This is a genomic window from Acidobacteriota bacterium (assembly GCA_028875725.1).
GTDB lineage: Bacteria > Acidobacteriota > Thermoanaerobaculia > Multivoradales > Multivoraceae > Multivorans.
The window spans coordinates 353652-373530 of record JAPPCR010000006.1; the positions used below are offsets into that span (position 1 = coordinate 353652).

A 19879-nucleotide genomic window follows, 5' to 3' on the forward strand; every position below is an offset into this window, starting at 1 on the left:
TCATCTCCTCTAGAGAGAGAAGTCGTCGAACGACTGGTAGATGCCGCTTCCCTGCTTGACGATCTGGCGCAGGACATCGTTCGCCAGCGAACTGGCGCCGAAGCGGTACAGGTCGGGATCGAGCCAGTCCTGACCGAGCGTTTCCCGGACCATGACCAGGTGGCGGATCGCGTCCTTGGCAGTCGAGATCCCGCCCGCCGGCTTCATGCCGATCTTCTCGCCGGTGTTGCGGTAGTGGTCGCGGATCGCCTCCAGCATGACCAGGACGACGGGCATCGTGGCGGCCGGCTTGATCTTGCCGGTGGACGTCTTGATGAAGTCGGCGCCGGAGCGCATCGCCAGGTCCGAGGCACGGCGCACGGCGTCCAGTGTGCCGAGCTCGCCGGTCTCGAGGATCACCTTGAGGTGGGCGTCGCCGCAGGCCTCCTTGACCGAGGCGATCTCGTCCGCGGTGTAGGCGCAGTCGCCGGCCAGGAAGCGGCCGCGCGAGATCACCATGTCGACTTCGTCGGCGCCGGCCTCGACGGCTTTCCGCACCTCCAGCAGCTTGATCTCGATCGGGGCCTGGCCGGCAGGGAAGCTGGTGGCGACCGAAGCGACGTTGATGCCGCTGCCCTCGAGCGCCCGCTTCGCTACATCGACCAGGGCGGGGTAGACGCAGACCGCGGCCACGTGCGGCAGATCGGGCAGCGCCGCGTGCAGTTGCAGCGCCTTGGCGCAGAGCTGCCGCACCTTGCCCTCGGAGTCGGCGCCCTCCAGGGTCGTCAGGTCGATCATCGACAGGGTCAGGTGGAGCGCCTGGAGCTTGGCGTCCTTCTTGATGGAGCGCGAGCAGAGCCTCGCCACCCGCTCCTCGACGCCGACGGCATCGATTGGCGGCGACTCGAACGACGCGGTGGCAGTCGAACTCTGCATCACCCGTCAGTCTACGCCGGTTCGGCCTGCGGCGGGGCTGTGGCAGAGTCCTCGTGTCATGGCTGGGAACACGTTCGGAACCGCGCTGCGGTTGACCACGGCCGGCGAGAGCCACGGGCCGGGCTACGTCGGCATCCTGGACGGAGTGCCGCCGGGCCTCGAACTGTCCGAGGCCGACCTGCAGCCGGACCTCGACCGCCGCCGGCCCGGCCAGTCGAAGCTGACCACGCAGCGGATGGAGCCGGACGAGGCCCGCATCCTGTCCGGCGTCTTCGAGGGCAGGACGACCGGCACGCCGATCGCCTTCCTGATCGAGAACCGGGACCAGCGGCCCAGGGACTACAGCGAGATCAGGGAGAAGTACCGACCGGGACACGCCGACTACACCTTCGACGCCAAGTACGGCTTCCGCGACTACCGGGGCGGCGGCCGATCGAGCGCCCGCGAGACGTCGGTGCGGGTGGCGGCCGCGGCGGTGGCGAAGAAGCTGCTGCGGGAGCGCTGGGGAGTCGGGATCGTCGGCTACGTGAAGAGCATCGGCGACATCGAGGGCCGGATCGACGATCCAGCCGCGGTGGCCCTGGAGCAGGTTGAGGCGAACCCGGTTCGCTGCCCGGATCAGGAGGCCGCCGGACGGATGGCCGAACTGATCGAGCGGATGCGCTCGGAACGTGACTCGGTCGGCGGCATCTCGGAACTCGTCGCCACCGGCGTGCCGTCGGGTTGGGGCGAACCGGTCTTCGACAAGCTGAAGGCGGACCTGGGGAAGGCGCTCTTCAGCCTGCCGGCGGTGCTCGGCGTCGAGTACGGCGCCGGGTTCAGTGTGGCGACCGCCCGCGGCAGCGAGAACAACGATCCGTTCGAGATGCGGGAAGGGCGCGTCGCCACTCGCGGAAACCGCCACGGCGGCATGCTGGGCGGCATCTCCTCAGGCCAGCCGATCGTGCTGCGCTGCGCCGTCAAGCCGACCAGCAGCCTGCCGCAGCCGCAGGACACGGTGACCCGGGCCGGCGAGCCGACGACGATCGCCACCAGGGGCCGGCACGACCCGTGTCTCCTGCCCCGCTTCGTGCCGATGGGCGAGGCGATGATCGCGTTGGTGTTGGCCGATCACGCCCTGCGCCAGCTGACGCAGGGCGTCCTGGAGTAGCGCGGCCGAGTAGCGGCGACCCTACGGCTACGAGTCGATCTTCGCCGTCGCCTTACCCATCACGACGACGTCGCCGTCCTGGTTCACTGTCGAGACCGACAGGTCCACGAGGTTCTGGCCGTCCTCTTCACGCACCGCGTCGACCTTGGCCGTCGCGGTCAACGCGTCGCCCGGCCAGACCTGCCGCGTGAAGCGGACACCGTAGGCGGTCAGCCGGCCGTCGCCGACGAAGTCGGTGACCATCCGGCCCGTCATGCCCATCGTGAGCATGCCGTGGGCGAAGACGGTCGGGTACTTCGCCACCTTGGTGGTGAAGATCTCGTCGGAGTGGAGCGGGTTGTAGTCGCCCGAGGCGCCCGCGTACTGGACGATCTGCGTCCGGGAGAGGTCGTCGGTGAGCTTCTGCGTGTGGGTGTCGCCGACCTTGACCTTGCTTGCCTGAAGTGCCATCTGGTTCTCTCCTCAGTCGCTCTCGACGACCTTCTCGGTGCGTACGCCGACGCCGGTGGCGCGCACGACGAGTTCGCCGGATTCGTCGTAGTACTCGGTGATGTTCTCGCTGAACGTGAGCTTGCCGCCGCGCTTGCCCTGCCGCTCCCACGTGTTGCCGGGGCGCGTCTTGATCGTCAGGGTCTCGCCCGGGCTCACGTGGCGGAAGTACTCGAAGCGCTGCTCGGCGTGCAGGCCCGTGCCGCCGTCGCCGCCGGTCCGCTTCGGCGGTACGCCGGTGGGGTTCTTGCCGGAGCCGAACCAGGCCTCGCCGATCTTGGGCCGGAGGAAGTAGTCCGGGTCGTACTGCGCCGAGGATTGGTAGAAGGTCGGCGGCGCGATGACGTTGCCGGGTTCGGTGTCCGCCGCCGCGTCGGCGTCGTGATAGATCGGGTTCGGATCGCCGACCGCGCGCGCGAACATCATGATGTGGCCGGCCTCGATCGGGAACTTCTTTGCTGCCATTGCCGTTCCGTCCTCCTCTTCAAGTGGTGTCTGGAGCGCAGTTCTGCGTCGTTTGAGCGGGTGACTGTAACAGCATGAACCTGCTCCTGTTGGAGGACTCGGACTTCGATCCGGCGGCCGGACCCGGTGTGCGCGCGGTCGTTTGCGGCGAGCGCCTCCGGCATGTCCGCAAGGTGCTGCGGGCGAAGGGCGGCGACACGCTGGCGGTCGGGCGGCTTGGCGGCGGCATCGGCCGCGGCCGGATCGTCGAACTCAACCGTGATCGGGTCGTCCTGGAGCTGGGCCTGCTCGACCGGGAGCCACCGGAGCCGTTGCCCGTGACCCTCGTGCTGGCGCTGCCCCGGCCCAAGTTCGTCGGCCGCATCCTGCAGGCCGCGGCGGCGATGGGGGTCAAGCGGATCCTGCTCGTCCACACGGTTCGGGTCGAGAAGAGCTACTGGCAGAGCTCGGTGATGCGGCCCGAGTCCCTGCGACGTCACCTGATGCTGGGTCTGGCCCAGGCGCGGGACACGGCGCTGCCGGAGATCGAGTGCCTGAGAGGGCCTAGGGAACTGACCGATGCGCTGCCCGGCCTGGTTCAGGAGCACGAGCAGGTCCTGGTGGCCGATGCCGCCGGTGACGAGCCGTGTCCGCTGGGCGTCGATGGCCCGACGGCGCTGCTGGTCGGCCCCGAAGGCGGCTTCCTGGACGAGGAACTCGCCTCGTACAGGCACGCCGGCGCTACTGTCGTGAGTCTCGGCCCGCGGGCGCTGCGGGCCGAGCACGCGGTCGTGGCCCTGCTGTCGCGCCTCGCCTCCTGAGCGGGCCGGACGCGCGAGCTCCGGAGCCCTACTCCCGCAGCTTGGCGCCGACGGACCTCTCCACCTGTCCCAGGATGCGCCGGCGGAGCTTCTTCACGTCGCGGTCGCGCAGTGTGCGGTTCGGGGCCCGGAAGGTGAGGTGGTAGGCGAGGCTCTTCGAGCCTTCGCCGATCGTCTGGCCGCGGAACACGTCGAACAGTTCGACGGCGCAGAGCAGGGGCTTGCCGGCGGCGAGGAGGGCGGCCTCGACGGCCGCGGCCGGCGTCGCCTCGTCCACGATCAGGGCCAGGTCCTCGCGCACTTCGGGATAGACGGGAACGGGCTCGACCTGGAGGGAGTCGGGGACGAGCTCGAGGATGCGGTCGAGGTCGAGTTCGGCGGCGAGGACGGGGTGACCGTCCGCGGGCTCCAGATCGAAACGGGCGGCCACCGCCGGCTGGACTTCGCCCAGCCAGCCGACGGGCTTCGAGTCGGCACCGATTTCGATCGCCGCGGAACGCCCGGGGCGGTACGACGGTGGCGTCGCGTCGGCCTCAGGCGCCGTGAACTGGACCGCCAGGCCGAGCCGGTCCAGGACCGTCTCGACCACGCCCTTGACGTCGAAGAAGTCGAAGCGGTCGTCGTTCTCGCCCGTAGCCTGCCAGTGGCCTGCCCGGCGCGGACCGGTCAGCACGACGGCGGCCCACTGCCGCTCCTCGGGCAGCGAATCGCCTTCGTTGACCGGGAACACGCGGCCGACCTCGAACAGGGCGAGCCGGTCCGTGAAACGGCTGTTCGACGCCGCCGCTTCCAGCACGGACGCGAGCAGGCTGCGCCGCATGACGACGCGGTCGAGGGTCGAGGGATTGGCGAGCCGGACGTAGGGCGGTGGCTCGCCGTCTTCCAGTTGCAGCTTCGCTTCCGCCTCCGGCGTTGTCAACCGGTAGCTGACGATCTCCTGGAGTCCCAGGTCGGCGAAGGTGTCCTTGACGCGGTCTTCAAAGGACTGCTCGCGGTTGCCGCGCTGGGGCGGCAGCACGTCGCTGAGCACTGTCGACGGGATGCGGTCGTAGCCGTAGATACGGCAGACCTCTTCGACCAGGTCGTGCTGGCCTTCGACGTCGAGGCGGTGATCGGGAACGGTGACATGCAGATTGGCAGAGCCGTCCTGGACCTCGACCTCGAACTGGAGGCGTCGCAGCAGGTTCGCCGTCTCCTCGGTGTCGAGATCGAGACCGCTCAGGCGCCGCAGGTAACCGAGGTCGAAGTCGACGGTGACGCTCGGCGCCGGTTGCGGGTAGTGGTCGACGATCCCTTCCGCGATCGAGCCGCCGGCGTGAAGCCGGAGCAGTTCCGCGGCTCGCCGGGCCCCGAGCAGGGCCTGACTGGGATGGACGCCGCGGCTGAAACGGAAACCGGCCTCGGTGTGGATCCCGAGCTGGCGCTGGGTGCGCCGGATGCTTCGCGGCTCCCAGGCCGCCGCCTCCAGCAGCACGTTGCGGGTTTCGGGACCGATCTCGCTGTCCTGGCCGCCCATCACGCCGCCGACGCTGAGCGAGCCGGCGGGGTCGGTGACCATGATCTGGTTGGTCCTCAGCTTCTGCTCGGCGCCGTCGAGGGTCGTCAGACGTTCCCCCTCGCGCGCCAGCCGCGTGACGATGCGCACCGGGCCGCCGTCCGCGTAGCCGTCGGCCCGCTGCCGCAGCAGGTCGTAGTCGAAGGTGTGGTTCGGCTGTCCGATCTCGAGCATCACGTAGTTGCTGATGTCGACCACGTTGCTGATCGGCCGCTGCCCGGCGAGCTGCAGGCGGTGCTGCATCCAATAGGGAGACGCGCCCTGCTCGATGCCCTCGATCAGCAGGGCGACGAACCGCGGATTGAGTTCGGGGTTCTCGGTTTCGATCTCGACCCGGTCGGCGATCGGCGGTCCGTCCATCGTGAGCGGGACCGCCGGCGGCCGGAACGCTGCTTCCGTGAGTGCCGCCACCTCGCGCGCGACTCCCAGGATCGAGGCGCAGCGGGCGATGTTGGGAATCACGTCGATGTCGAGCACGACGTCGCCGAGCACTTCGGCCAGGGGCCGGCCGGGCTCGAGCGCGGGCAGCTCGTCGGCCGGCTCGAACAGGATGATTCCCTCGTGGTCTTCGCCGAGCCCGAGTTCGGCCGCCGAGCAGAGCATCGCGTCGCTGGTGATGCCGCGCAGCTTCTTCGGCTTGAGCCGCGTGATCTTCAGGTCGCGGTAGGGGTTGCGGTAGCTGGCCCCGGCGAGCAGCAGCGCGCCCCAGATGTCGGAATCGTTCAGATCCTCGCCGAGATACGGGAACAGGTTCGGCGCCCCTGTGATCACCTGCCGGGTGGCGTCGGCGCCGTAGTCGACGGTCGCCAGCACCAGGCGGTCGGCGTCCGGCACCGGGTCCACTCGCAGGACCTTCGCGGTCATGACCAGCTCCGCCGGCCACGGCAGCTCGGCGCCGGCGACGCCGAAGCGTTCGATCGCCTTGACCTCGAGGCCGGCGTTGGTGAGCAGCTCGGCGAGGTCGTCGGGTGGAAGGCCCGGGTCGAGGAAATCGCCGAGCCAGTTGAGTGGAACGCGCACTAGGCGACGCCCGGGAACTGGCGCAGGAAGCGCAGTTCGCCGTACGAGGAAACGGGCATTAGACGAACCGCTGGAACTGGTGCAGGAAACGCAGGTCGTTGGACCAGAAGTAGCGGATGTCGCGGATGCCGTGCCTGAGCATGGCGATCCGCTCGGGCCCCATGCCGAAGGCGAAGCCGCTCCACTCGTCCGGGTCGTAGCCGCCGTTCCTGAGAACGGTCGGATGGACCATGCCGCAGCCGAGGATCTCGAGCCAGCCGGTGTCCTTGCACAACTGGCAGCCCTCGCCGTCGCAGAGGAAGCAGGCGATGTCCATCTCCGCGCTCGGCTCGGTGAACGGGAAGTAGCTGGCCCGGAAGCGGGCGCCACGACCCTCTCCGAAGAGGCGGCGGGCGAACTCGGTCAGCGTGCCCTTGAGATCGGCGAAGGTGATCGCCGGGCCCACGGCCAGCCCCTCGATCTGGTGGAACTGGATCTCGCTGCGGGAAGTGATCTGCTCGTTGCGGTAGCACATGCCGGGCAGGATGACGCGCACCGGCGCCGGGTGCTGCTCCTGCATCGCCAGGATTTGGCCGCCGCTGGTGTGAGTGCGGAGGACGACGCTCGGATCCGTCGTGTAGAACGTGTCCTGCATGTCGCGCGCGGGGTGGTCGGGCGGCATGTTCAGGTCGCCGAAGTTCAACTGGTCGGTGACGACGTCGGGGCTCCGGTAGGTCTGGAACCCCATGTCGCCGAAGATGCGCTCGATGCGGCGCATGACCAGGGTCGAGGGGTGCAGGCCGCCGAGAGTGGGCCGGCGGCCCGGCAGGGTGACGTCGAGCTTGTCGGCATCGCCGTCGGTGTCATGCGCCGATCGCTTCAGGGCTTCCTGACGCGCTTCGAAGGCAGCCTGCAGCGAGGTCTTGATCTCGTTGATCCGCTTGCCGAACGCGGGCCGGTCGGCCGGTTCGATCTCGCCCATGCGGCGGGTCAGGAGCTGGACCTCGCCCTTGCGGCCGATCGTCGCCCGGCGCCACTCCTCGAGTTGCTCCAGATCGGCCGCCTGATCCAGGGCCGCGGAGACCCGCGCTTCGATGTCGTCGAGCTGGTCGATCATGGCGTCAGGCGGATCTTCGTTCGGCGCCCTTTCTCGGGCCCGGTGCGGCGCCTGACTCTACTAGGAGGTGGCGTGCGGCAGGACCCGAGGGATCAGCAACGCCAAGACCGTCAATAGGGGCAGGATGGAGGCCAGAACCGTGGCTCGGACGACTCCGACTCGCTGAACGACGTGGAGACCGATCCCGAACAGCGCTGCGCCGCAGAATGTCGCCAGGAGTTCGCCAGCGATGGGAACGATGCCCAGGAGGTTGGCGCCGTTTGCGTAGCAGATCGCGACCCAGGTCCCGCGGAAGCCGTGTGGCCTCGACGTGCGGGTCACGACCAGCAGAAGGTGGACGAGCGTACCCACGATCAACGTCGCGACCAGCGTGAGGGCGAAGAGGGCGGGAAGGGCAAGGAGGAGGACCTGGAACGCGAAGAGAACGAACAGGGTGGTTCCGAAGGGCAGTTCCTCGGCAGTGGGGAACTGAGATGGATCCATTCGCCACACCGTTTGGTAGACGAACTCCAGTGCCTGGTCCGGAAGGGTCAGGATGAGGACCGTGAAGACCACGCTTCCCAGGACCATGTAGATGAGTGTGACCAGGCCCGCGAACAAGAGGGGGCCCCAGATGCCCGCGTCGGGCCGGGTGCCCTCGAAGAATTTCCTCGGAGCGGTGGCCAGGAGGACCAGAGAGGCGACGAGGGCGGAGAACCGGCCGCGGTCCTTCCGCTCCTCCCACGGATTGACGACCGCGACGCCCGCGGCGCCGCCGGTGTTATCGTCCCCGGAGTTCACGCGGAGCACCTTACCGGAGCGATCCTGATGGCGGACGCCCGACAGCAGCGAACGGCGGCAGTGCGCGACGTCGGCGCCGGTGCCGGGGCCCTCGTCGTCGGCGTCGCTGCCTCCAGCGCCTTCAACGAGTTCGTGCCTGAGGGGCACCGGCCGGAGGACGTCCTTCCGGGTGCGAAGAGCGTTGTCGTGGCGGGCAACCAGGGGCCGACGGCGGGCGCCTGGCGCAGTCCCGATCACCGGGTGATGGAGATCACGGGCTACGACTTCCGCGAGAACGTCGCGGTCCACGTGATGTGCGACTACATCGAGCGCGAGCATGGCCATCGGGCGCTGCAGGCGCCGTCGCTGCCCACGGCCGGGCACAACCCGCCGATGAGCATGATGCTGGCCGCCGTGCTCGCGGGGCTGGGCACCCGCTCGCTGGCGGCCAACATCATCCTGCACCCGCGCTACGGCCTGCTGTACTACGCCGCCCTGGTCACGACGCTGGACCTCGAGCCGGACCACCCGCTGGAGGAGGACGTCTGCCCGTCGAAGCCCTGCATCCAGATGTACGAGAAGCTGGGAACCACGCCGTGCCTCGCCTCCTGCCCGAAGGACGAGGGCGGCTGCCTCGACGGCGCGCTCGACGAGGACGGCAGGATCAGCTACTCGTACTACGACCGCGAGCGCTGCACGTCGCGGTCGATGAACTTCGGTATCGGCTCAATCCAGAAGTCCCTGGTCCAGATCACCACGGAGGACGACCGGGAGCGGCGCAAGTCGATGATCTACTCCGACTTCTTCAGCCAGTCTCTGTCGTCGCTCTCGTACTACAAGGAGAGCGTGGCGCAGTGCTTCGAGTGCATGCGCGTGTGTCCGGTCGGAATGCACGAGAGGCGGCTGCAGTGACCGTTTCGCGCGTAATGGGGATGCCGACCGCCGATGAGGCCGCGGCTGCCCGCGACCGCGTGGCCACGATGGTCGAGCGCGGCGGCGCGCTGGCCTGGGGCGTCGCCGATGCCGACGCCTTCGACGAGGCGCCCGAGGGCTTCCGCCCCGGCGATCTGCTGCCAGGGGCGCGCCGGGTCGTGGTCGTCGGCGGCAGTCCGCCGAGAGCGGCCGATTGGGCGAGTCCCGTTCACGAGCACCTGGAGACGATGGGCACCAGCGACCGGATCAACTCCCTCGGCCTCAAGACGGCGAAGTTCATCGAGGCGGAGTTCGGCTACTACGCGCTGTTCGTGCCGCCGGGCGTGCGCAAGGGGAATCGCCCGTTTCTGAGCGTGGCGTTGGCCGCCGAACTCGCGGGTTGCGGGTCCCGCAGCCTGGCCGGGCCGGTGCTGCACCCGGAGTACGGCCTGCTGTTCTACTCCGCGATCATCACGACCTACCCCTTCCCGGTCACGCCGCCGCCGGCCGAGCCGGCCTGCCCGGCCCCCGTCTGCGTCGAGATGTGGGAGACCGAGGGCGAGACGCCCTGCACCAGGGTCTGCCCGCTCGGCGACGGGGGCTGCCTCGACGGGCGGATCGAGAACGGCCGGTTGGTGGAGCGCCGGTACGACGCGGCGCGCTGCACCTCCCGGGTCTACACGCACTGGATTCCCGGCTTCCAGAAGGGGCTCGAACTCGCCCTCGACCAGGACGACCCGGAGGCGCGCAAGATGGTGCTCTATTCGAGCCACTTCACGAAGACGCTGTGGTCGATGACCTACGCCGCGCAGAGCCAGGGCCAGTGCTGGGAGTGCATGCGGGTCTGTCCCGTGGGCGCCGACTTCAGGGACAAGGCGTAGACGCGAGGTGTGACGATGGCTTTCTTCTTTGTCGATCCCGAGACCTACCGCCGCCACCGGGAGGAGATCCTGGAGCTGTCGAACTCGATCCAGGTCGACATCCACGAGCATCTGCCGGGCGAGAAGCGGCGCCGCGGGCTGTCGGACCGCGAAATCGCCGAGCGGCTCGGCCTCGACGAGCGCACGGTGCGCGAGATCCGGGTGGTTGCCGAGCGCGACTACTACGACATCGAGGAATGGGACAAGGCGGTCGAGTTCAAGGACAAGGCCTGCCGCGCCTTCGCCGAAGAGGGAGTGTCCTATGTCTTCAAGGACAGGCGTGGCTGAGCTGGCGGCCGAGTAGATTCGACTCTTGTCGGCCTTCGGCGAGGCCCCTTGATCTGTGAGAAAGTAGCGCGCCGATGAAGACCGCGGTGCTCCAGTTCTTCTCGTGGCCTGACCGGCGGATTCCCCTGGAAGAGGTCTACCGGCGGGCGTTCCAGCGCATCGACATCATGGACCAGACCGGGTACGACGCGGTGTGGCTGGCGGAGCACCACTTCAGCTCCTTCAGCATCTGTCCGTCGATCCACATGATGGGGATCGAGGTCGCCGCGCGCACCAAGAACCTGAGGATCGGCACGGGTGTTTCGCTGGCGCCCTTCTACAACCCCCTGCGCCTGGCGGAGGAGGTAGCGCTGCTCGACGTGCTCTCCGGCGGCCGGGTCAACTGGGGCGTCGGCCGCGGCTTTGCGGAGGGGGAGTTCAGGGCTTTCGGCGTCGACCCGCGCTACAGCTACCCGGTTTTTCGGGAACACGTGCAGGCGGTGGTCGGCGCATGGACGAACGAACAGCTCACTTTCGAGGGAGAGCACTTCCAATGCCAGGGTGTCGAGGTGCTACCCAAGCCGGCACAGAAGCCGCATCCGCCGGTGTGGCTGGCTTCCTCGTCGCCGGAGTCGATGACCTGGGCGGCTCAGAACGGCTTCTCGATCATGCTTGACCCTCACTCGGCGCATAGCCGGATCGCCGAGAAGCGCGAGCTGTACCGGGAGATCCTGGAGCAGCATGGCCACTCGATCGAGGGCCGGGAGATCCCGATGGCGCGCCTCATCGCCTGCGCGCCGACGCGGGCCGAAGCGGAGGAGATCGCCAGGCGCGGCGCGCTGTGGACGGTCAGGTCCCACAGGCAGAAGGGTACGCGGGCGGTCGCGACCGATACGCGGCGCAACCTCGAGCGCCCTGAGCTGGCCGCACGACCCTTCAGTCAGGCCGGCGAGGAGGCGACTGCGGTCGCTCGATACCTCGACGGTGTCATCCTGTACGGCACGCCGGACGAACTGGTTGACGAGATCGCGCGTCTGAAGGAGGAGATGTTCCTCGACTATCTGCTGTGCGCGCCGCTCAGTCACAGTTCGTTCGTGCTCTTCACGGACGAGGTTCTGCCTCGGATCTGAGTGGCCGTCACCGATCCCTTCGACCGTTTCCGCGTCCTGTTCGAGCGCGCCTTGCGGAGGGCGCGCATCGCTGCATCGGTCAGAGTACGGCCGTGACTGCTCAGGATCCCTTCGCTCGCTTTCGGCACGTCTTCGAGCACGCCTTGGCCACGGGCCTGACCGAGCCGAACGCGATGGTCCTCTCCAGCGCCGACGAGGAGGGTCGTCCGTCGTCCCGGGTCGTGTTGCTGAAGCACTTCGACCGCGAGGGCTTCGTCTTCTATACGAACCTCGAGAGCCGCAAGGGCCGGGAGATCCTGGCGCGGCCGGACGTCAGCCTGAACTTCTTCTGGCGCGAACCGAAGGAGCAGGTGTGCATCTTCGGCCGTGCCGAGCGGGTCAGCGATGCCGAGGCCGATGCCTACTTCAGGACCCGCGACCGGAACAGCCAACTGGGCGCCTGGGCTTCGCAGCAGAGCAGGCCGCTCGCGAGCCGCGAGCAGCTCCTTGCCGACTTCGAGCAGGTTACCGAGCGGTTTGCGGGCGGCGACGTGCCGCGCCCGCTGCACTGGACGGGGCTGCGGGTCGTGCCCCGGCGTTTCGAGTTCTGGGTAGCCCGGGAGCACCGGCTCCACGACCGGACGTTCTACGAGCGGGACGGCGACGAGTGGCGGATGGGCCTGCTGTACCCGTAGCGCTGGTTCTCAGTACACCCGTGGCACGATGCGCCAGGGCACCCGCCGCCGGTACTCGTCCCAGAGCGGGCCGTACTTCGCGGCGCAGCGGCGGTCGTCGTCGCGCTCCCGTGGCACGAGCAGGAGGACGTAGTACAGCGGATAGAGCCAGGGAGCCACGAGCGCCGGGTGGCCGAGGCTCAGGGCAAGCCCGGTCGCCATCAGGATCTCGCCGAGATAGTTGACGTGGCGCGAGACGCCCCAGAAGCCGCTGCACAGGACGCGCCGCTCACCGTCCGAGATGGCTTCGGGCCGAAAGCGGCCGAGGAACGTCCGTTCGGGACTGAGCTTGAAGTGGAACTTCTGCATGTTCGCGCCCCGCGCCAGCGACCAGCCGGCGAAGAAGACGAGAGCGGCCAGAACGAGCAGCCAGGCGGGGGCGCGGGGATTGGGCAGGCCGGCGGCGGCCCATAGCCCGACTCCGTAGCAGTACGGGTAGAAGAACAGGCAGCCCCAGACGAGCTTGAAACCGACCCGCTCGGCGAACAGGTCGTAGGTGTAGAGGTGAACCCGCTCGAAGAACAGGTAGTCGCAGATGAACCATGTGAAGAGCGCGACGTAGAGGACGACGCCGGGCGACGGATCCTCGGGGTACGTCGAGTAGTGGTGGACGGCGAACGAGAGCAGGTTCAGCTCGAGCAGGGTGGCGCCGAAGACGTAGAGGAACATCTTTGCGTCGACGCGGCCACCGAGCAGGCGGGGGTTGGCGCGCCTGCCGAGGTAGAACTCCTTCAGGACGGAACCGCCGCGGCCCGGCGCCGTCAGGACGACCGCCGCCGAAGCGGCGATGCCGAGCGCCAGGGCCCCCGCGGCGCCGCTCCAGCGATGGGTCCACAGCCAGTCCCAGGGCATCACGCCGCTGGTGCCGGCCAGGAGCCACAGGCCGATCGTGACGGCGAAGACCAGTAGCCCGTTCAGGCGGTACCGGAGAAGCTCACCGGTCCGCTCGCCGCGGACGTAGCCCGTGACCCGGCGGGCGGGCAGCACGACGCTGAGACCGAGGATGACGGCACAGACGAGCCAGGGCGTGAGGAAACCGGGATAGCCGGTCAGGTCCAGGAGATGGACCTCGCCTAGGCCTCGGCCAGCTTGACCCACTCGAAGTCGCCGGGCTTGTGGTTGATCCGGATCCTCGGCTCCGCGATCCAGGAGGCGTAGCGGCCGGGCCGGAACTCGGGCTTCATCAGCGATTCGATGAAGGCGCGGTCGGAGTCGTCGGGCAGCCACTCGTGCCGGCGCCGGGTCCATTCGTCTTCCGAGACGATCCGGCCCGCCGGCGTGGTGTGCAGGTCGCGGTAGACGCCGATCTGCCGGTGGAAGGCCACGTGGGGCAGGGCGATCTCGAAGTCGAGTCCTGTCTGCCGAATCGTCTTGTTCCAGCGGCCAACGCCGAGGCTGCAGTCGCCGGTGAAGTCGTCGCGCAGGCGTGCGTTGAGCGCGTTCAGGGCCGGGTGCTGCACGATCTGCCAGCTGCCGTTCGCCGGTTCCGGGATGCCGTACGTCGCTTCGTGCAGCCGGTGATCGTCCTCAAGCCGATGCTCGCGAAAGCGGCCCTTGAGCCCGGCGTTGAAGAAGTTGGCGGAGTTCGTGGACAGTTCGGAGCCGAACAGGTCGAGTGTCAGGGAGTAGTGGAGGTTCACTTTCTTCTGGATCGTCGGCAGGTCGATCACACCGAGCGCCCGCACCGCCTCGACGTCGCTGGGGTCGTCCATGCCGGCGGCCGCCATCGCCTCGCACGTCCGCTGAACGATGCGGGTCACGCCGGTCTCGCCGACGAACATGTGGAACGCCTCCTCCGTCAGCATGAAGCGGCAGGTGCGAGACAGCGGGTCGAAGCCCGACTGCGCCAGGGATTCGAGCTGCATCCTGCCGTCGCGATCGGTGAAGAAGGTGAAAAGGAAGAAGGAGAGCCAGTCGGGCGTCTCCTCGTTGAAGGCGCCGAGCATTCGCGGGGCGTCGTCGGAGCCCGAGCGGCGGCGCAGCAGCTCGCCTGCCTCCTCCCGGCCGTCGCGGCCGAAGTACTTCTGGAGCAGGTAGACCATTGCCCAGAGGTGGCGACCCTCCTCGACGTTGACCTGGAACAGGTTGCGCATGTCGTAGAGCGAGGGAGCGGTCTTGCCCAGGAAGCGCTGCTGCTCGACGGAGGCCGGTTCGGTGTCGCCCTGGATGACGATCAGGCGCCGGAGCATGGCCCGGTACTCCCCCGGAACCTCCTGCCACGCGGCCTCGCCGACGTGGCGGCCGAAGGGGATCTTCCGGTCCGGGTCCTGCGGTGCGAGCAGGATGCCCCAGCGGTAGTCGGGCATCTTCACGTAGTCGAAGACGGCCCACTTGTCCGCGCCCTTCGACTCGACTCGTACCGCGGTGCGGAGATAGACGTCGGACGTCTGGAAGCCGTCAGGCCCCATGTCCATCCACCAGTCGATGTAGCCGGGGTGCCAGCGTTCCAGGCCGCGGCGGACGCGGGCGTCCGACGCCAGGGCGACGTTGTTCGGGATCAGGACGTCGTAGTCGACGGTGCTGTCGAGCTTGGACATGGTGTGCTCCGTCAGATGCGTTCGCTGTCGAAACGTGGTCGGCGGCCGGTGCCGTAGAGCCGGAGCGCGCCTTCGTCGCCGACCGCGTTGGGCCGCTGGAAGATCCAGTTCTGCCAGGCGCTGAGACGCCCGAAGATCTTGCTCTCGAGGGTTTCGGGACCGGGGAAGCGGAGGTTGGCCTCCAGCGCGGTCAGCGCGTCGGGCGAGAAGCTGGCCCGCTCCTCGAGCGCGATGCGCACCTCGTCCTCCCAGTCCAGGTCGTCCAGGATCTCGGTGACCAGGCCGGCTGCTTCGGCATCTTCGGCTTCGAGAGGGACGCCGACGAGTTCACGAAGGCGCTTCGTCGCGTCCTCCTCGCCGAGGAACCGCGTCTCGAGGCGGGAGAGCCCGTTCGGCGTGGGGAACAGGCCGAAGTTCAGTTCGCCGAGCTCGATGGAGGGCCCAGGCGCGCCATCTTCGCTCTCGCCCTCGAACATGTACGAGCGGTCCGCGGCCAGGGCGAGTTCGAGCAGCAGACCCGCGAAGCAGCTTCCCGGCGTGATCAGCGTGAACACGCTGCGCGCGGTCAGGTCGAGGCGCTTGAGCACCCGTTTCCAGTACAGCAGCACCTCGCGCGGGAACCAGTGGGCGCGTTCGCGGTAGAGGAACGCGTCGAAGGCGGCCACCGCGCCCAGGTCGCCTTCGGACTCGATGACGAGCTGCCCGATCCGGGTCTCGTTCAGGCGCAGGTGGAGCAGGGCGTCGTCCAGTTCCCGAGCCAGGACGAGAGGCCAGAAGGCGGCGCTCCGGGCCAGTGCTTCCGGCGCATCGGCCGGCGGCGGTTCGGTCGGACCGAGCACGGTCAGGCGGGCGGCGCCGAGCGCGCGGTCGAAGTCGATGCGGAGCGCTGTGTAGACGATCGAGTCCGCTTCCAGCTTCGGTTCGGCCTCAAGCCAGTCCGCGCCTCCGGTTGCAGCGGGACGGTCGCTCGAGGCGGCGAGCTCCAGTGCCCGCGCCTTCGCGCCGTCGTCGAAGGAGGATCGCGGCAACAGTTCGTCGACCAGGTTCCAGTCCACGGCGCGCCGACCCTTGACGCCTTCCTCCAGGGTGCAGAACAGGTCGGCCCGGTCGCGGCGGACGCGGCGCTTGTCGAGGAGCCGGGTCAGTCCGCCGGTGCCGGGAAGCACTCCCAGGAGCGGCACTTCAGGGAGCGAGACGGCCGAACTGCCGTCGTCGGCGAGGAGAATGCGATCGCAGGCGAGGGCCAGCTCGTAGCCGCCGCCCGCGGCCGTGCCGCGAACCGCACACAGGTAGCGCTGGCCGGAGTGCTGGCAGGCGTCTTCGATCGCCAGGCGGGTCTCGTTCGTGAACTTGCAGAAGTTCACCTTCAACTGGTGCGAGGAGGAGCCGAGCATGCCGATGTTGGCGCCGGCGCAGAAGATGCGGTCGCGGTCCGAGCGGAGCACGACGGCGTGGACCTCCGGATGCTCGAACCGCAGTCGTTGTGTGGCGTCGTAGAGCTCGAAGTCGACACCCAGGTCGTAGGAGTTCTGCTTGAGCTGGTAGCCGGGCCGGAGCCCCGCCTGCTCGTCGACCTCCAGGGTCAGGAAGGCGAGCGGCGGTTCGATCCTGAGCTGCCAGTGCCGGTAGCGGTCGGGGTGAGTGCGGAAGTTGAGCGGCTCTTCGCCGACGGTTCCGGCGGCCTGGTGCCCGGAAGGTCCGTCCGCGGTGGCCTGCTTGGACATCTGGTTGGTAGGGGAGCCTTGTTCCGGTTGGTGAGTATAGTCACCGCTCGTGAGCGTCCCGACCCCTGACGATCGCGGCGAGAACCGCGTCCCGCACGTCGAGTTCGAGGGCGTCGACAAGAGCTACGACGGCCAGAACCTGGTCGTGAGAGGGCTCGATCTCGCGGTGGAGCGGGGCGAGTTTCTGACCCTGCTGGGGCCTTCCGGCTCGGGCAAGACGACCTGCCTGATGATGCTCGCAGGTTTCGAGGCGCCGACCGCGGGATCGATCCGGATAGCCGGCCGGCCGATCCAGGATCTTCCGCCGCACAAGCGCGGAATCGGGATGGTGTTCCAGAACTACGCCCTGTTTCCCCACATGACGGTGGGCGGCAACCTGGCCTTTCCGCTCGAGGTGCGAGGCGTCGAGCCGGCCCTGCGGCGGGAGCGGGTCAAGAGGGCGCTTAGCCTGGTCCAACTGGAGGGGCTGGAGGACCGGCGGCCGGCGCACCTCTCGGGCGGCCAGCAGCAGCGCGTGGCAATTGCCCGGGCGCTGGTCTTCGAACCGGAACTCGTCCTGATGGACGAGCCGCTGGGCGCCCTCGACCGCCGCCTGCGCGAGGAGATGCAGTACGAGATCAGGCGTATCCACTCCTCCCTGGGCGTAACAGTCGTCTACGTGACGCACGACCAGCAGGAGGCGATGACGCTGTCCGACCGGGTGGCCGTGTTCCACAATGGCGAGATCGAGCAGGCGGCGTCGCCGGAAGTCCTGTACGAAGAGCCGGAACGCGCCTTCGTGGCGCGCTTCATCGGTGAGAACAACCGGCTCGACGGCGTTGTGGTCAGCGACGAAGACGGCGTCTGCGAAGTTGACATCGGCGGCCAGTTGATCCGGGCGATGAGCCTGGGTCTGTGCCCTCCGGGGACTCGAACCACAGTCGTCATCCGGCCCGAGCGCGTCGCGGTGGCTCCGCCGGACGGCCGCTACCGGAACGAAGTCGAGACCCGGATCGACGACATGATCTTTCTCGGTGACCATCTGCGCCTGCACATGACGGTCGGCGGCGCCTCCGACTTCATCGCGAAGATACCGAACGTCGTGGGTCACGGCGCCGTGCTGCCGGGCGACACAGTGCGTGTCGGTTGGGCGGCGCTCGACTGCCGGGCGCTGGTGCCCGAGGAACTGGCGGAAGGCGAAGAAGAGTGGTGAGGGCGGCCGCCGTCGCGGTCGCCGCGCTGCTGGCCGGCTGCGCGCCGGAGGCGGGAGATGGGCCGGAACTCGACTCTTCGGGTCCGGACACGAACGAAGGCGCGATCACCGTCGTCTCGTTCGGCGGTTCGTACGCCCGCGCCTGCGTTCTCGGCTACCACGAGTCCTTCACCGCCGAGACCGGCATCCAGGTCAACCTGGAGGACTACAACGGCGGTCTCGCGCAGATCCGCGCCCAGGTCGAGGCTGGCGCGGTTCACTGGGACGTCGTCGACCTGGGCGTCGCCGATACCGTGACCGGTTGCGACGAGGGTGTCCTGGAGCTGATCGAGCCCGAGCTGCTGCCGCCGGGTCCGAACGGCGAGGCGGCGGCGGACGACTTTCTGCCCGAGACGAACACGGAGTGTGGCGTGGGCACGCTGCTCTACTCCACGATCTACGCCTACAACGCGGAGACCCTGCCGGGTCCCGCGCCGACCACGATCGCCGACTTCTTCGACCTGGAACGCTTCCCCGGTCGCCGGGGGATGCAGCGTAAGCCGGAGGCGAACCTGGAGTTCGCGCTGATGGCCGACGGCGTGCCGAAGGAACGGATCTACGAGTTGCTCGGCACGGCGAAGGGTCTCGATCGCGCGTTCGAGAAGCTGGACACGATCAAGGACGAGGTCGTGTGGTGGGAGGCCGGCGCGCAACCGCCGCAGCTCCTCGCCGACGGCGAGGTCATCATGAGCACGGCATGGAACGGGCGGATCTTCAACGCACAGGTCCTGGAGAGTCAGCCCTTCGTCATCGTCTGGGACGGACAGATCATGGACCGGGGCCAGCTCGTCGTCGTGGCCGGCACTCCGAACCTTCAGGGCGCGCTGCGCTTCATGCGCCACGCCGCCCGCGCCGAGTCGATGGCGGGCGTGGGGAAGTACATCGCCTACAGCCCGGCCCGTCGTTCCGGCCAGGCGCTGATCGACCGGCACGCGGAGACGGGCACGGACATGTGGCCGCACATGCCGACGAACCCCGCGAACATGAAGAACTTCCTGATGAGCGACTGGGAGTGGTGGGCCGACCACAGGGACGAGATGCAGGAGCGGTTCGCGGCCTGGCTGGCGCGATGAGGAGTTCGGGCGTAATCGTCGTGAGCGTCGTCCTGGTCGCCGGCTGCCGGCTGGCCGCGGACTCGCCTCCGGGTTCGGCGCCGGGCAGCGAGGCGGGTGAGCGCTCGATCACTGCCGTTTCCTACGGAGGCTCCTACGCCCGCGCAGTCGTGAGGGGGTACCACGAGTCCTTCACGGAAGCGACCGGCGTTCAGGTCGACCTCGCCGACTTCCAGGGTGGACTGGCCCAGGTCCGGGCGCAGGTGGAAGCGGGCGCGGTCCACTGGGACGTCGTCGATCTCTCCGTGGCCGAGACGGTCAGCGGTTGCGACGAAGGCGTCCTGGAGTTGATCGATCCCTCGATCCTGCCGGCGGGCCCTGGCGGCGAGCTGCCGGAGGATGACTTTCTTCCCGAGATGAACACGGAGTGCGGCGTGGGCAACCTGCTGTTCTCCTCGATCTTCGCGTACAACCGGGAGGTCCTGACGGGACCGCCGCCGACCCGGCTCGCCGACTTCTTCGACCTGGAACGGTTTCCCGGGCGGCGTGGCGTGAGGCGGTCGCCGGAGGCAATTCTGGAGATGGCGTTGATGGCGGACGGGGTCCCCAAGGACCGTCTGTACGACGTGCTGAGTACGCCCGAGGGTCTCGAGCGCGTGTTCCGGAAGCTGGACACGATCAAGGACGAGGTCGTGTCGTGGGACACGTCCGCCCAGGCGCCGCAGTTGCTCGCGGACGGCGAGGTGCTGATGACGATGGCCGCGAACGGGCGCATCTTCAATGCCCAGGTACTCGAGGGGCAGCCCTTCGTCATCGTGTGGGACGGCCAGGTCCTGAACCGGGGTCAGCTCGCGATCGTCGCGGGTACGCCGCGGCTCGACGACGCGATCCGATTCGTCCAGCATGCAGCCCGCTCCGAGTCGATGGCGGGAGTCGGCCGCTACATCGCCTACAGTCCGGCGCGCTACTCGGCGGAAGCCCTGATCGACCGGCACTTCGAAACGGGCACGGAGATGTGGCCGCACATGCCGACGAACCCGGCGAACATGAAGAACTACCTGATGACCGACTGGCAATGGTGGGCGGACCACGGCGATGAGATGCTGGAGCGCTTCACCGCCTGGCTGGCGCGCTGAGGCTGAGG

General features: G+C 68.5%; 19 protein-coding genes. 10 read left to right on the forward strand and 9 right to left on the reverse strand.

Features of this window, described 5'->3' with window-relative positions; all coding sequences use genetic code 11:
* Window positions 1–9: 9 nt before the first annotated feature.
* A complete protein-coding gene (gene deoC / locus OXI49_03415; GenBank protein ID MDE2689535.1) occupies window positions 10–915 on the reverse strand; it encodes a deoxyribose-phosphate aldolase in 906 nt (301 codons plus the stop codon).
* A 58-nt stretch (window positions 916–973) separates the two neighbouring features.
* Here deoC and aroC point away from each other — a divergent pair, with 58 nt between their 5' ends.
* Window positions 974–2065 carry a chorismate synthase gene (gene aroC / locus OXI49_03420; GenBank protein ID MDE2689536.1) on the forward strand — a complete coding sequence of 364 codons (1092 nt, stop codon included), beginning with the start codon at window positions 974–976 and terminating at the stop codon, window positions 2063–2065.
* A 27-nt stretch (window positions 2066–2092) separates the two neighbouring features.
* Here the strand turns inward: aroC and OXI49_03425 are convergent, their stop codons facing one another.
* On the reverse strand, window positions 2093–2515 hold the full coding sequence (locus tag OXI49_03425; GenBank protein ID MDE2689537.1) for a MaoC/PaaZ C-terminal domain-containing protein: 423 nt from the start codon (window positions 2513–2515) through the stop codon (window positions 2093–2095).
* Between the two features lie 12 nt (window positions 2516–2527).
* Entirely contained in the window at window positions 2528–3019 is a 492-nt protein-coding gene (locus tag OXI49_03430; GenBank protein MDE2689538.1) for a MaoC family dehydratase N-terminal domain-containing protein, read from the reverse strand.
* Window positions 3020–3093: 74 nt separating this feature from the next.
* On the opposite strand from OXI49_03430, the gene OXI49_03435 reads away from it, so the two are divergent.
* Window positions 3094–3819: an RsmE family RNA methyltransferase gene (locus OXI49_03435; protein ID MDE2689539.1), complete on the forward strand. Its 726-nt coding sequence runs from the start codon at window positions 3094–3096 to the stop codon at window positions 3817–3819.
* A gap of 28 nt (window positions 3820–3847) precedes the next feature.
* Here OXI49_03435 and pheT read toward each other — a convergent pair whose 3' ends face one another.
* From pheT to OXI49_03450, 3 genes are read right to left on the reverse strand one after another with little or no spacing between them, the layout of a single operon-like run.
* Window positions 3848–6394 (reverse strand): phenylalanine--tRNA ligase subunit beta, encoded by a 2547-nt coding sequence (gene pheT / locus OXI49_03440; GenBank protein ID MDE2689540.1) that lies wholly within the window; start codon window positions 6392–6394, stop codon window positions 3848–3850.
* A gap of 58 nt (window positions 6395–6452) precedes the next feature.
* Window positions 6453–7490, reverse strand: a complete 1038-nt coding sequence (pheS, locus tag OXI49_03445) for a phenylalanine--tRNA ligase subunit alpha (GenBank protein ID MDE2689541.1) — start codon at window positions 7488–7490, stop codon at window positions 6453–6455.
* 60 nt (window positions 7491–7550) lie between these two features.
* Entirely contained in the window at window positions 7551–8270 is a 720-nt protein-coding gene (locus OXI49_03450) for a YIP1 family protein (protein MDE2689542.1), read from the reverse strand.
* A 27-nt stretch (window positions 8271–8297) separates the two neighbouring features.
* Here OXI49_03450 and OXI49_03455 point away from each other — a divergent pair, with 27 nt between their 5' ends.
* From OXI49_03455 to pdxH, 5 genes are all read left to right on the forward strand, one after another.
* Window positions 8298–9161 carry a hypothetical protein gene (locus OXI49_03455; protein ID MDE2689543.1) on the forward strand — a complete coding sequence of 288 codons (864 nt, stop codon included), beginning with the start codon at window positions 8298–8300 and terminating at the stop codon, window positions 9159–9161.
* Window positions 9162–9181: 20 nt separating this feature from the next.
* A complete protein-coding gene (locus OXI49_03460) occupies window positions 9182–10042 on the forward strand; it encodes a hypothetical protein (GenBank protein MDE2689544.1) in 861 nt (286 codons plus the stop codon).
* 15 nt (window positions 10043–10057) lie between these two features.
* Window positions 10058–10369 carry a hypothetical protein gene (locus OXI49_03465; GenBank protein MDE2689545.1) on the forward strand — a complete coding sequence of 104 codons (312 nt, stop codon included), beginning with the start codon at window positions 10058–10060 and terminating at the stop codon, window positions 10367–10369.
* A gap of 74 nt (window positions 10370–10443) precedes the next feature.
* Window positions 10444–11478, forward strand: a complete 1035-nt coding sequence (locus tag OXI49_03470) for an LLM class flavin-dependent oxidoreductase (GenBank protein ID MDE2689546.1) — start codon at window positions 10444–10446, stop codon at window positions 11476–11478.
* 92 nt (window positions 11479–11570) lie between these two features.
* Complete coding sequence (pdxH, locus tag OXI49_03475) at window positions 11571–12152, forward strand: pyridoxamine 5'-phosphate oxidase (GenBank protein ID MDE2689547.1); 582 nt, start codon at window positions 11571–11573, stop codon at window positions 12150–12152.
* 9 nt (window positions 12153–12161) lie between these two features.
* Here the strand turns inward: pdxH and OXI49_03480 are convergent, their stop codons facing one another.
* From OXI49_03480 to boxC, 3 genes are read right to left on the reverse strand one after another with little or no spacing between them, the layout of a single operon-like run.
* Entirely contained in the window at window positions 12162–13289 is a 1128-nt protein-coding gene (locus OXI49_03480; GenBank protein MDE2689548.1) for a DUF1295 domain-containing protein, read from the reverse strand.
* On the reverse strand, window positions 13265–14728 hold the full coding sequence (gene boxB / locus OXI49_03485; protein ID MDE2689549.1) for a benzoyl-CoA 2,3-epoxidase subunit BoxB: 1464 nt from the start codon (window positions 14726–14728) through the stop codon (window positions 13265–13267). The genes OXI49_03480 and boxB overlap by 25 nt, the downstream gene beginning before the upstream one ends.
* 11 nt (window positions 14729–14739) lie before the next feature.
* The gene (gene boxC / locus OXI49_03490; GenBank protein MDE2689550.1) at window positions 14740–16452 is read right to left on the reverse strand and encodes a 2,3-epoxybenzoyl-CoA dihydrolase; all 1713 of its coding nucleotides are present in this window, start codon (window positions 16450–16452) and stop codon (window positions 14740–14742) included.
* Window positions 16453–16501: 49 nt separating this feature from the next.
* Between boxC and OXI49_03495 the strand changes: the two genes are divergently transcribed.
* Genes OXI49_03495 through OXI49_03505 form a run of 3 tightly spaced genes read left to right on the forward strand, consistent with a single transcriptional unit; the run spans window position 16502 to window position 19871 of the window.
* Entirely contained in the window at window positions 16502–17644 is a 1143-nt protein-coding gene (locus OXI49_03495; protein MDE2689551.1) for an ABC transporter ATP-binding protein, read from the forward strand.
* Window positions 17641–18756: an ABC transporter substrate-binding protein gene (locus tag OXI49_03500; protein MDE2689552.1), complete on the forward strand. Its 1116-nt coding sequence runs from the start codon at window positions 17641–17643 to the stop codon at window positions 18754–18756. The genes OXI49_03495 and OXI49_03500 overlap by 4 nt, the downstream gene beginning before the upstream one ends.
* A gap of 20 nt (window positions 18757–18776) precedes the next feature.
* The gene (locus OXI49_03505; GenBank protein ID MDE2689553.1) at window positions 18777–19871 is read left to right on the forward strand and encodes an ABC transporter substrate-binding protein; all 1095 of its coding nucleotides are present in this window, start codon (window positions 18777–18779) and stop codon (window positions 19869–19871) included.
* The last annotated feature ends 8 nt before the right edge of the window (window positions 19872–19879 follow it).